Annotated in this window: 10 protein-coding genes and 1 pseudogene; 6 read left to right on the forward strand and 5 right to left on the reverse strand. The window is 71.5% G+C overall.

Features of this window, described 5'->3' with window-relative positions; translation table 11 throughout:
* Nucleotides 1-157 precede the first annotated feature (157 nt).
* The gene (locus ACFWU9_RS03045; RefSeq protein WP_384314261.1) at nt 158-565 is read right to left on the reverse strand and encodes a RidA family protein; all 408 of its coding nucleotides are present in this window, start codon (nt 563-565) and stop codon (nt 158-160) included.
* Between the two features lie 118 nt (nt 566-683).
* Between ACFWU9_RS03045 and ACFWU9_RS03050 the strand changes: the two are divergent.
* Nucleotides 684-1058 (forward strand): annotated as a pseudogene (locus ACFWU9_RS03050) (winged helix-turn-helix transcriptional regulator); the annotation flags it as partial.
* Between the two features lie 20 nt (nt 1059-1078).
* Here ACFWU9_RS03050 and ACFWU9_RS03055 read toward each other — a convergent pair.
* Nucleotides 1079-1786, reverse strand: coding sequence for a pyridoxal 5'-phosphate synthase (locus ACFWU9_RS03055; protein ID WP_384314262.1), 708 nt, complete (start codon nt 1784-1786; stop codon nt 1079-1081).
* Nucleotides 1787-1908: 122 nt separating this feature from the next.
* Here ACFWU9_RS03055 and ACFWU9_RS03060 point away from each other — a divergent pair, with 122 nt between their 5' ends.
* Nucleotides 1909-2487: a TetR/AcrR family transcriptional regulator gene (locus tag ACFWU9_RS03060; protein WP_384314265.1), complete on the forward strand. Its 579-nt coding sequence runs from the start codon at nt 1909-1911 to the stop codon at nt 2485-2487.
* Between the two features lie 94 nt (nt 2488-2581).
* Here the strand turns inward: ACFWU9_RS03060 and ACFWU9_RS03065 are convergent, their stop codons facing one another.
* Nucleotides 2582-3229: a TetR family transcriptional regulator gene (locus tag ACFWU9_RS03065; RefSeq protein ID WP_384314267.1), complete on the reverse strand. Its 648-nt coding sequence runs from the start codon at nt 3227-3229 to the stop codon at nt 2582-2584.
* Between the two features lie 294 nt (nt 3230-3523).
* Between ACFWU9_RS03065 and ACFWU9_RS03070 the strand changes: the two genes are divergently transcribed.
* From ACFWU9_RS03070 to ACFWU9_RS03080, 3 genes are all read left to right on the forward strand, one after another.
* Nucleotides 3524-4309, forward strand: a complete 786-nt coding sequence (locus tag ACFWU9_RS03070) for a VOC family protein (protein WP_384314270.1) — start codon at nt 3524-3526, stop codon at nt 4307-4309.
* Between the two features lie 258 nt (nt 4310-4567).
* Nucleotides 4568-7048 carry a PQQ-binding-like beta-propeller repeat protein gene (locus ACFWU9_RS03075; protein WP_384314272.1) on the forward strand — a complete coding sequence of 827 codons (2481 nt, stop codon included), beginning with the start codon at nt 4568-4570 and terminating at the stop codon, nt 7046-7048.
* A gap of 154 nt (nt 7049-7202) precedes the next feature.
* Nucleotides 7203-7724 (forward strand): hypothetical protein, encoded by a 522-nt coding sequence (locus ACFWU9_RS03080; protein ID WP_384314275.1) that lies wholly within the window; start codon nt 7203-7205, stop codon nt 7722-7724.
* A 142-nt stretch (nt 7725-7866) separates the two neighbouring features.
* Here the strand turns inward: ACFWU9_RS03080 and ACFWU9_RS03085 are convergent, their stop codons facing one another.
* Nucleotides 7867-8037 (reverse strand): sigma-like protein, encoded by a 171-nt coding sequence (locus ACFWU9_RS03085; RefSeq protein ID WP_384314278.1) that lies wholly within the window; start codon nt 8035-8037, stop codon nt 7867-7869.
* 307 nt (nt 8038-8344) lie between these two features.
* Nucleotides 8345-11401 carry a BTAD domain-containing putative transcriptional regulator gene (locus tag ACFWU9_RS03090; RefSeq protein WP_384314281.1) on the reverse strand — a complete coding sequence of 1019 codons (3057 nt, stop codon included), beginning with the start codon at nt 11399-11401 and terminating at the stop codon, nt 8345-8347.
* A 278-nt stretch (nt 11402-11679) separates the two neighbouring features.
* Between ACFWU9_RS03090 and ACFWU9_RS03095 the strand changes: the two genes are divergently transcribed.
* Complete coding sequence (locus ACFWU9_RS03095) at nt 11680-12186, forward strand: carboxymuconolactone decarboxylase family protein (protein WP_384314283.1); 507 nt, start codon at nt 11680-11682, stop codon at nt 12184-12186.
* Nucleotides 12187-12211 lie beyond the last annotated feature (25 nt).

Genomic DNA, 12211 nt, shown 5'->3' on the forward strand with positions numbered 1-12211 from the left:
TGCACTTGTTGGGTCTCGGTCAAGATGGGAATCGATTGCGAATCGGTTACGTCCGGGTAAGTCCTGCGCGCGGAGGCTGAATCCGCCGTGAAAGCGGCGTGAATCCGACGCTCCGCACGCGCCCTCCGCCGACGCGGAATCGGTCCCGCCGCCCCGGTCAGTCGATGACGGCGGTCGCCTCCAGCTCGACCAGATGTTCCGGTACGTCGAGGGCGGCCACGCCCAGCAGGGTGCCCGGCGGTACGGGGGTGGCCCCGAGCCTCGCGGACGCCCGCGCGACCCCCTCCAGGAACAGGGGCATCTTGTCCGGGGTCCAGTCGACGACGTAGACGGTCAGTTTGGCCACGTGCGCGAAGGTGGCTCCCGCTCCGGCGAGGGCGGTGGCGACGTTGAGGTAGCACTGCTCGACCTGGGCGGCGAGATCGCCTTCGCCGACGGTGACCCCGTCGGCGTCCCAGGCGACCTGCCCGGCGAGGAAGACCAGCTTCGAGCCGGTCGAGACGGACACCTGGTGGTAGGCGTCGATCCGGGGGAGTCCGGTGGGGTTCATCAGGGTGACGGCCATGCCGGTGCCTGCCTTCTTCGGTCCTGTCGGTCTTGTCGGTCACTTCTGGTTACTCGGGAACCGTAAGAGAGTGTGGGCTGACATGGAAGAACGCACTTTTCGGTGACTGGGGAACCTGATGGTGACCAAGCAGTTCAGCGGCTCACCCGAGGACGCGGACCTCACCCGCGCGGACTCGCTGGCGCGCGAGATCTTCTCGGACGTCGCCAACAAGTGGGCGCTGCTGATCATCGAGGCGCTGGGGGAGCGCACCCTGCGCTTCGGCGAGGTGCGCGACGCGGTCGAGGGCATCAGCCACAAGATGCTCACGCAGAATCTGCGGATGCTGGAGCGCAACGGTCTGGCCGAGCGGACGGTGCACCCCACCGTGCCGCCGCGGGTCGAGTACCGCCTCACCGAGCCCGGTCTGGCCCTGCGGGAGACGGTCGACCGGATGTGCGACTGGACCCACCGGTTCATCGGCCACATCGAGTCCTCCCGCGAGCGCTTCGAGGCACCGTCGGGGACGGGGCCTCAGGGCCAGAGCAGCTCTCGTGACCAGTCGCCGTCGGCGGCGTCCGCGCTGTCCGGGGCGTCCGCGCCGTCGGGGGCGGTGCGGCGGTAGCGCAGGCGGACATGGCGGCGCCGGGCGTCGCCCTGGAAGAACTCGACCTCCTCGGCCGCGAGCACGTACCGCGTCCAGGCCGGCACCGGTGCGTCCGGGTCGGCCCGCGCCCGCTCCCACGCCGCCTCCGACGCACGCGCCAACTCCTCGGCGGAGTCCAGCACTTCGCTCTGCCGCCCGGTGAGTGCCGAGGCCAGGGCGCCGGTGGACCGTACGGCCAGATCGGCCCGGCTCTCCTCGGCCCCGGCCGCACTCACCGCGCCCCGCACCCGGACCTGCCGCCCCTGCGCGGGCCAGTAGAACCCGAGCGCCGCCCACGGCCGCGCGGCCAACTGGCGGCCCTTCGCGCTGGTGTCGTGCGAGGCGAAGTGCCAGCCGCGCTCGTCGGCGCCGTGCAGCAGCAGAGTGCGTACGTCCGGCAGCCCGTCCGTGTCGACGGTCGCGAGCGTCATGGCGTGCGGCTCGGTCTGCCCGGCCGCAGCCGCCTCGACGAACCACCGCCGGAACAGCGTCATCGGCCGGCCGGGGACATCGTCCGCGTCGAAGGCGGCCAGCCCGTTCTCCCAGACCGGCAGGTCCCGCAGAACCGCCCCGAACTCCCCCTGATCGTCGCTCATGGGCCCATTCAACCGCGCGGGCGGGACGGCGGCGCCCCGGAGGACAGCCGGGGTCCTTCCGCCACTTAGGGTGTAGTACTACGCGTGAAGTGGTTTCCATGGAGAGAGGTGTGACCGCCCCGATGCGACAGAACCTGGCCCGTCGTTCCGCGCTCGTCGACGCCGCCATCGAGGTGCTCGCCCGTGACGGCGCCCGCGGGCTGACCTTCCGGGCCGTCGACGTCGAGGCGGCCGTACCCAAGGGCACGGCGTCCAACTACTTCACCAGCCGGGACGAACTCCTCAACCAGGCCGGCCACCGGATCTACGAGCGGCTGATCCCGGACGAGGCCACCGTCGCGGGGATGGTCACCGGGCCCCACACCCGGGAGCGGACGGCGGAGTTGGTACGGCAGGTGGTGGAGCGGGTCGCCGCGTTCCGGACCGGTTTCCTCGCTCTGCTCGAACTGAGGCTGGAGGCCACCAGGCGTCCCGAGCTGCGTGCCGTACTGACCGCGCGCGTGGCCGAGGATGTCGAGCAGAACGTCACGCAGCATCTGGCGTCCGGGCTGCCCGGTGACGGCGACGCGGTCAGGATGCTCTACCTGGCCACCAACTGGCTGGTGGTGGAGCGGCTCACGCTGCCCGGTGTCTTCTCGGAGGAGGAGGCGGAGCGGCTGATCGGCGAGCTCGTGGAGCGGGTGCTGCCGTCCGGTCCGTGAGACGGGAGCGCCGGCGGGGATCAGTTCACTGATCCGCCGCCGGCGTGACAGGACGGAGGGAAGGGCACGCCCGCACCGTGCCCCGGGCGCGCGGCTACTTCGCCGGCTTCTTGCCCGTGATGCCCAGATGGACCAACAGGGCCAGGTTCGGCTTCAGTTCGGCCTGCTTCACACCCCAGGTCTGGAAGCCCTTCTGGTGTCCCGCCACCGCGGCGAGCATCACGACCAGTGAACCGGCCATCGCGGCGGGGTTGACGTCCTTGTCGACCCTGCCTTTGGACTGGAGCTCCTTCACGGAATCCGTAAGGGAGTTGGTGACCGAACTCAGGATCTTCATGCGGATCTTGTAGAACCGCTTGTCGCCCTCGGCGGCGCCGAGATCGATGACCCTGAGGATCGCGTCGTTCTTGCGCCAGAAGTCGAGGAATCCCTCCACGAGTTCTTCCGCCGTCTGGCGTCCCGCTTTCCCGGCCCAGGAGCGCCCGGAGACCAGATCGGTCAATCCGGTACCCTCCTTGGCCATTTCCTCGGCGATCTCAAGGACAGCGCCCTCGACGTCCGGGAAGTACTGATAGAAGGTCGCGGGTGAAGTGCCTGCCTTCCGGGCCACGTCGATGACTTTGACGTCCCGATATGGCGAGGTGCTGAGCATCTCGCTGAGGCAGTCGAGCAGCTTCTGCCGCGTCGCCTGGCCGCGCCGACCGGCCACGCGGCCGTCGACGGTACGTACTTGTCCTGTCATGCCGTCAGCTTACCGAGGGGTGATCGGAGCGCGATTCGGCCGACTGCAAATGGGGAACCGCCCGCTGATCGCGGGGGCCCGGAAGAGGCTCGCCCGGAGCCCGTGACCAGGAATAGTGTTATCAACAGCCTGTGGATAACTGTGGTGGACAACTCAATGCGCACAAGCCCTCACCGGGAGACAATTAGTCAATTGTTCGATTTGCCCCACCCTGCGCCCTCGGGAATGCGCCATTAGCGTGGCCGGAAGGCGCACCCCTGGTGCGGTGCGCACACGCAGGAAGGATCCGGGCTCATGGCCGCATTCGCGGAAGGCACCCCCTGTTGGGTGGATGTGTCGCTTCCCGACGTCCAGGCGGGCAAGCGTTTCTACGGCGACCTGTTCGGCTGGACATTCGGCGCGGACGGCGGTGCGGCATACGGGTACTACACGAATGCTTTCAGTGACGGAAAGCGAGTGGCCGCTCTCGCCGCGAAGCAGGACGGGCGTATGCCGACCGCCTGGGGCGTTTATTTCGCGACATCGGACGCCGCCGCGCTCAGCGCGCGAATCAAGGAGGCCGGCGGCGGAATGGTGAGGGATCCGGCGGCCGTGGGTCCCTACGGCACGATGGCCCAGGGCGTCGATCCCGGCGGCGCGGTCTTCGGCCTCTGGCAGCCCGGCGCCCACTCCGGCTTCGAAAAGCAGGGCGAGCCCGGATCTTTCTGCTGGACAGAGGTCTATACGAGGGACAAGGAGAGCGTCGACCTCTTCTACGAGTCGGTATTCGGCTTCCTCGGGAAGGATCTCCCGGACGAACCGGCCGACTTCCGTACCTGGTCTCCGGCGGGGTCCGAGCCGGGCGCCGACAGCGCGATCGGCGGGCGAAGTGTCATCACCGACGCATTTCCCAAGGAGATGCCGGGGCATTTCCTCGTTTACTTCTCCGTGGCGGACTGCGACGAGACGGTCTCGGAGACCGTACGGCTGGGCGGCCGGGTCAGGGAGTCCCCCGCCGACACCCCGTACGGCCGGATCGCCGTCCTCCAGGACAACCAGGGCGCGGTCTTCGCGGTGCTGGCGGAGCTGGAGGCGGCCTAGGCCCCCTTTGGCGTGGGTTCTCCTCCGTCCCTGGGGCAACTCCCGTACCGCGGGCGGAGCAACCGGCGTTGGCCAGTACGCGTCAAGACAGGTGCGGGCGTGATACGTACTCCGTACGAGGCCGTTCGCTCATTCCCTGTCCGAATCGGGGTGAGACACCCCGATCCGCCCCCGGGTTCGCAACCAACGGGCCAGACAGGAAGAATCAGGGGGCAGGGGGCCGTACCTTGGTGGCCCGTACGGGGAGGTGGCAGGCAAGTGGAGCAGCTGACGCAGCACGATCCGAGACGCATCGGGCCCTTCGAGGTGCTGGGACGCCTCGGAGCCGGCGGTATGGGGCTTGTCTATCTCGCCCGGTCGGCCTCGGGAAGGCGCGTCGCGATCAAGACGGTGCGCACCGAGCTCGCCGAGGACCAGCTGTTCCGTGTCCGTTTCACCCGCGAGGTGGAGGCCGCCCGCGCGGTCAGCGGCTTCTACACGGCCGCCGTCGTGGACGCCGACCCCCGCGCCGCGGTGCCGTGGCTCGCGACCGCCTATGTGCCCGCGCCCTCGCTCGAAGAGATGGTCAACCGCTGCGGGCCGCTGCCCGCGCAGGGCGTGCGCTGGCTGGCGGCCGGGATCGCCGAGGCGCTCCAGTCCATCCACGGCGAGGGCCTGGTCCACCGTGACCTCAAGCCGTCGAACGTGCTGGTGGTGGAGGACGGCCCGCGCGTCATCGACTTCGGTATCGCGTCCGGCGTCTCCAACACCCGGCTGACCATGACCAACGTGGCCGTCGGCACCCCCGCGTACATGTCGCCCGAGCAGGCCCGCGACTCCCGCAGCGTCACGGGCGCCAGCGATGTCTTCTCCCTCGGCTCCACCCTCGTCTTCGCCGCCACCGGCCACGCGCCCTTCCACGGGGCCAACCCCGTCGAGACCGTCTTCATGCTGCTGCGCGAGGGGCCGAATCTGGAGGGGCTGCCCGATGAGCTGCGCCCGCTCATCGAGTCGTGCATGCAGATGGACGCCACCCAGCGCCCGTCGCCCGCCGATCTCCAGTCGCAGCTCGCGCCGCATCTGTTCGCCTCGGGCAGCGACGACAGCGGTACGGCATCGGCCTGGCTGCCCGCCTCCGCCACCGAGATGATCGAGGAACGGCGGGGCGGCGGGCGTATCAACGCGGCCGCCGCCGCCGCTGCCGCGCGTCCCGCCGTACCGCCGCCGCCCTCCCACCACCCGCCGCCGCCCGCGCACGCGCCCGACTGGGACTCCGCGTGGCGCCGCGAGGGCGAGGGCCAGGGCGGGCAGGGCGGCAATCAGGGTGGTCGGGGCGGCGGCCAGGGTGCCGGTCAGGGGCAGCGGGGCGGTGGCCACGGCGCCCCCGTACCGGCCGCCGCCGTACCCGGCCCCGGCGGCCCCGTCAGGCTCTCCGGCTCCCCCGTCCCGATCGGCCCCGGCCCCCGCGCCGCCGACCGCCGGGGCCCCGGCGCCGCGTCCGTCGACGCCGGACCTGCCACCGGCTGGATCCGCCCGCCCGCCGGACTGACCTCGGGCGAGCCCGTCGGCACCGTCCAGGCTCCCGTGAGCCCCCCGTCGGCCGTCGCCGACGCCGGCGCCGCACCCGCCCGCTGGCGGCCCTGGCGCTTCCGGATGTCCAACGACGTCTGGGGCACCCCCGTCGTCGACGGCGATCTCCTCTACGTCACGTCGTTCGAGGTGCACGCGCTGGACGTGGGCAGCGGTCGCCGGCAGTTCAAGACCCGCGACGTGGCCTGGGCGATGGCCGTGGCCGGAGGCCGTATCCACGCCTCCGACGGCCCCACGCTCTACGCGCTGGACGGCGCGGACGGCACCGAGCGCTGGCGCCTCCAGACCGACGCCTGGGTGTACTCGCTCAAGACCGACCGGGGGACCGTCGTCACCGGTACGCGCGGCGGCGGCGTCCAGGCGTGGGAGGCGTCCAACGGCGAGAAGCTGTGGGAAGTCACCGGCGCCCAGACCGACTTCGAGACTCCCGAGGCCGGGCCGGTCATCTTCGACGGCACGGTGTACGTGTGGCAGAACGCCCGCCTCAGGGCGCTCGACGCGCGCACCGGCAGCGAGCGCTGGTCGTACCCCATCGGCGACGGCGCGGCCTGCGGTGGCGTACCGATCCGTCTGGTGCCCGCGCAGGACGGATACGTGTACGTCTCCGCCGGCACCCGCGTGCTCTCCATCGACATCGCGAGCGGGCACGTGCGCTGGCACTTCGAGGCGCCCGCCGTCTTCCTCTCGCCGCCCGCCTTCGCGCCGGGCCCCGCCGTGACCGGCGGCGGCGTGTATCTCGCCGACTACCTCGGCACGGTGTACGCGCTCGACGCCACCACCGGCAAGGACCGCTGGCGCATCGCCACCGAGGCCCGCCAGTCCCTCGAACCGGTCCTGGTCACGGCCGGGAACGTGCACGTGGGCAGCGGCAGCGCGCTCTACACGCTCGACGCGGTGGCCGGCACGCCCAAGTGGCGCTTCGCGGCGGGCGGCGAGGTCGTCGGCGCACCCGTGGTGGCCGACGGCAGACTGCACTTCGGCTCGGCCGACCATGTCCTCTACACCCTGGACGCCGGCGGCGGACAGCTCCGCTGGAAGCTGGCGACGGGCGGCGAGATCACCGGATCGCCGGTGGCACGCGGGGGAGTCGTGTACGCGTGCAGCAAGGACCGGTGCGTGTACGCGCTGGACGCCATCAAGGGGACGGCCACCGGTCGCGGCAACCGCTGACGCGCCTTTCCGTTTTCTCCACACCCTGCCCGGGAACCGGGAGCCGCCGGATCTTGTCCCGTGGGGGGAGCCCTCTGCCTCCTGCTAGGGTGACATGCGCTTGACAAAAGGGCACGAACAGTGACCAACCGCACCAATTTCAACGGGGGTTGAAATGAAGATCCGCCATGTCCGCGCCATAGCCGTCTTCGGCATCGCCATCGTCGCGCTGACCGGCGCACGGGGCTCCAGCGGCGGCGGCTGTTCCAGCAACAGCTCCAGCAGTGGCAGCAGCGGCGGCAGCCACTCGGACAGTGACTATGACAGCGATTACGACAGCGATTACGACAGCGACAGCACGTCGGGCTCCAGCAGCACCGGGGGCTCCGTGACGGGCGGCGGCACGGCCGACGCCGGCCGCGATCTGACCATCGCCAGCTGCACGTACGACACCGCCCGCGGCTTCGTCGCCGAGGTCACCGCCGACAACAGCGGCTCGGTGGAGTACTCCTACTCGTTCACGGTCGACTTCACCGACGCGGCCGGCGCGACGGTCGGCAACACCGTCGGCAGCATCCCGGACGTCCTTGCGGGCGGCACGAAGACCATCGAGGTCACCGCGGTGGACCTGTCCGGCGACAACGGCGCGTCCGGCGGCGAGTGCGAGGTCGACAACGTCGTCCGCCTCGCCACCTGACCCCGAACGCACGGAGAGACGACGACAGGCGGGGCCCCCTGAACGGTCCCGACTGCCGTCGTCTCTTCTTTTCCCCCTGGAGCGCGGTCCCGGCGGCTCCCCTCCCCCGCCGCCGCGACCGTCGCCCGGTCCTGCCCCGTCGCTACTTGGGCGGTGCGGGCGTGTGGTGGTCGCCCAGCGGCTTGGCCGTGGTCTTCGGCGGCGCCGGGGTGTGGTGGTCGCCCTGGGTGGTCGTGGTGTCCTTCGGCGGTGCGGGCGTGTGGTGGTCGCCCTGCGTCGTGATGTCTTCCGCGTTCTTCTCGGTGCTGCTCATAACTTCCCCCTTGGGGTTGCCCTACGTATGACCGAAGGCGGCCTTCTGCCCGGATACTCCCCCGAGGTCGCCGGGCAGAAGGCCTGGGAGACCGGCCGCCTCCCTGGGGAAGCGGTGGTCCCAAGTGACCCGTCTGCCCCCCGAGGCGACGGATCGAATATGCACTGGAGCATGCCGAACGAGCATAAACATTCGATGAACGCCCAGGCCGGGCACCCCGTACGTCAACGGACACCTCACCAGGCCGCCCCCGTACCCCCGGAAGCGGACCCGGGCAGAGGCGGGTCCGGGGCGCGTCCGGGGCGCGTTACGCAGCGCTGAGGGGGGCTTCGAGCAACTCCCGTACCTCTTCGGCCTCCACCGCGCCCGACCCCTCGTGCAGCGCGAGTGCCTCGCGCCAGCACACCCGCGCGCGGTCCGCCTGGCCCAGACTCTCCAGCGCCTTGCCGAGCGTGATCAGGACGTTGGCCCGGGTCCTGTCGCCGCCGATGCAGCCGATCGCCAGCGCCTGTTCGGCGTGCTGCGCGGCGGCGGCGGTGCGGCGGGCCGAGAGATGGGCCTCGGCGATACGGAAGTGGGTGGTGCCTTCCCAGAGCCGCTGCCGGTTCGTCTCGAACCGCTCCAGCGCCTGGGCGAGTTGTTCCAGGGCCTCGTGGTGCCGTCCCGCGTGGGTGAGCGCGACGCCCAGCGCGTAGCGGGCGTTGGCGAGCAGCAGCGTGTGGCCGATGCTGTCGTACACCTCGACGCCCTGCTCGGCCAGCGCTATGGCACGTGAGGTACGGCCCATGGCGAGCTGGATGCGCGAGAGGTTGCACAGGGCGCTCGCCTCGCCGGGGCGGTTGCCGTCGGCGCGGGAGCCCTCCATCGCCTTGAAGAGATGCGCCTCGGCGTCCGTGAAGCGGCCCTGGTTGAACGCGATGATCCCCCGGTCGTTGTCCGACCAGTAGACCGGCGCCGGGTCCTGGACGGACTCCGCGAGCGCCGCCGCCCGCTTGGCCTCCTCGTCCGCGTCCTCGTAACGGCCCGCGACCAGATGGACGTTGGTCATCGAGGTCCGCGCCCGCCCCTCGGTACGGGCGTCGCCCGCCTCGCGTGCCGCCGTGAGCGCCGAACGGGCCGCCGTCTCGTACGACTTGGAGTTGGCGCCCGACTCCGCCAGGTCCTGCGCGGCCCACAGCAGGTCGACGGCGACCCGCAGCCGCGCCCCGCCCGCCGCCTGCCGGGCGCACGCCAGCAGGCAGTCCGCCTCGGCGTACAGCCAGTCCTGCGCCTCGTTCCGGTCGGTGAAGACCAGCCCCTCGTACCCCGTCGGCTCCAGATGGTCCTTGAGCCGGTCGCCGGGCCGCTCGATGGTGAACACCCGTGCCACGGTCGCCAGATAGAAGTCCAGCAGCCGGGCGAGCGCCTGGTCGATGCCGGTGGGCGGCTCTTCGTCGCGGTCGGCGCAGGCGCGCGCGTAGAGCCGGACCAGATCGTGGTAGCGGTAGCGGCCCGGCGCCGCGGACTCGACCAGGGAGGTGTCCACCAGGGACTCCAGCAGGTCCTCGGTCTTGTGCAGCGGCAGGTCGAGTACGGCGGCGGCGGCCGCCAGCGAGATGTCCGGGCCGTCGGCGAGCCCCAGCAGCCGGAACGCGCGGGCCTGGGCGGGCTCCAACTGGCCGTAGCCCAGCTCGAAGGTCGCCTTCACGGCCAGGTCGCCCGCCTGGAGTTCGTCCAGCCGGCGGCGCTCGTCCGCGAGCTTCGCCGCCAGCACCGAGACCGTCCAGGTGCGGCGCGCGGCCAGCCGGGAGGCGGCGATACGGATGGCGAGCGGCAGGAACCCGCAGGCGGCGACCACGTCCAGCGCGGCGTCGCGCTCGGAGCCGACCCGCTCCTCGCCGACGATGCGGGTGAAGAGCTGGAGCGCCTCCTCCGGCGACATCACGTCGAGGTCGACCAGATGGGCGCCCTCCAGGTCGACCATCCGCACCCGGCTGGTGACGAGCGCGGCGCAGCCCTCCGTACCGGGCAGCAGCGGGCGTACCTGCGCGGCGTCGCGCGCGTTGTCGAGCAGGATCAGCACCCGGCGGCCGTCGAGGGCCGAGCGGTACAGCGCGGAGCGGTCGTCCAGCGAGTCCGGGATCGCCGAGTCGGGTGTGCCGAGCGCCCGCAGGAACGAGCCCAGCACCGCCTCCGGTTCGGCGAAGCGGGCGCCCGCGCCCTGGAGGTCCACGTACAACTGGCCGTCGGGGAACCGCGGCCGGGCCGCGTGCGCGACGTGCACCGCGAGTGTCGTCTTGCCCACGCCGCCGATCCCGGCGAGCGCGGAGACCGCCATCACCGACCCCTCCGCGCTCGCGAGGCGCTTGCCCAGCTGCTTGACGAACAGCTCCCGGCCGGTGAAGTCCGGCACCGTGGCGGGGAGTTGGGCGGGGCGGGTGAAGGTCGCGACCGGTGCGGGCTCCTCCACGGGACGGGCCAGCTCCGCGTCCGCCCGCAGGATGCGCTGCTGGAGCCTGGCGAGTTCGGGACGCGGGTCCACGCCGAGTTCGTCGGCCAGGAGGCGGCGCGTGTCGGCGTACACGGCCAGCGCCTCGGCCTGTCTGCCGCTGCGGTAGAGGGCGAGCATGAGCAGTTCGCGCAGCCGCTCGCGCAGCGGGTGCGCGGCGGTCAGGGCGGTGAGTTCGGAGACGGCCTCCGCGTGCCGGCCCAGCTCCAGGTCGATGTCCAGGCGGCCCTCGACGAGCTGGAGGCGCCACTCGTCGAGCCGGGCGCGCTCGGTCTCCGCGTAGGGACCGGGCACGGACGCCAGGGGCTCACCGTCCCAGAGGCCCAGCGCCTTGTTGATCAGGACCCGGGCCTGCTGGCGATTGCCCGCCGTCCGCTCCTTCTCGGCGGCGGACGCCAGCTCCTGAGCCATCGTCAGGTCCAGGGCGTCGGGTCTGGTGTACAGGGCGTACCCGCCGGACTCGCTGACCAGGACACCGGGGGAGAGGATCTTGCGCAGACGGGAGGCGTACGTCCGTACGGCGGCGAGCGCCTGCGAGGGGGCCGACTCGCCCCAGATGGCGTCGATCAGCTCGCTCGCGGTGGCGGTACGGCCGTCGCGCAGGAGCAGGGCGGCGAGCAGCGCGCGCTGCTGGGGCGAACCGGAGGGCAGCGGTTCGCCGCCGCGCCAGGCGCGTACGGGGCCGAGCACACGGAAGCTCAGCTCGGTGCTGGGCGGGGTGCCGGGTGCGTCGTCGCTCGTGGAAGCGCTTGTGGAAGCGCTCATGGACGCGCTCGTGGCGCTGCCCGCGGTCCTGCTCGCGGCGCCGCTCGTCGTGGTGTTCGGTGTGGCCGGACTCCGCTGCTCCGGTACGCGCGGCCCGCTGTCACGGTCCATAGCTCCCCCTGCCCCCGAACTGCCGGTATCGCCCCCGACAGTCTGCCTTGTCCGGAGTGGTGGCGTCAGCCTTGGGCGGGGGTCTGCACAAGCCCTCGACACGGTAAAGGACGGGACCCCCCCGGGTAAATCCGGATCCGGACAGCCCGTCGGTCACATCCGCGCGCCCGCATCCGTCAGGACAGTGAAAGCGCCACCGGACACGGCAGTGAGGACGAGAGCTGTCGCGCCGGTGACAGAGCCGGTGAGAGTGCCGGACAAGTCTTAAGGAGACGGTCATGGAAGTACGTTCGATCACCGATGTGGCACCGAAGGGCCCGCGGCTCGCGGAGGACCCGTCGAAGCTCGTCCCCGAACTCGCGGAGGTGTCGGCGGCGCTCTTCAAGGCCGTCGGCAACGGCTCCGTACCGCGCAGGACGATCAGCCTGGTCCATCTGCGCGCGGGGCAGATCGTCGCCAGCACCTACCTCACCGTTCTGCACACCGGGTTCCTGCGCAAGGCCGGGGCGTCCGACGAGCAGATCACCTCGGTGGCGTCCTGGCAGGACTCGCCGTACTTCGACGGCGCGGAGCGTGCCGCGCTGGCGCTGGTGGAGGCGGTGCTCCAGCCGTCCGTGAACGGTGAGCGCGTCTCCGACGAGCTCTACGCGCGGGTGGCCGAGCACTACGAACCCAAGGCGCTCGCGACGCTGATGAACGCGATCGGGCAGGTCGGCTTCTTCATCGCGATCGCGCTCGTCGCCAAGCCGGTGGCCGGCCGGTCCTTCACCGACCCCTGGGAGTGAGCCCGGCGGCTCCCCGGCTCCCGAG

The sequence above is a fragment of the Streptomyces sp. NPDC058653 genome, assembly GCF_042716895.1.
Taxonomy (GTDB): domain Bacteria; phylum Actinomycetota; class Actinomycetes; order Streptomycetales; family Streptomycetaceae; genus Streptomyces.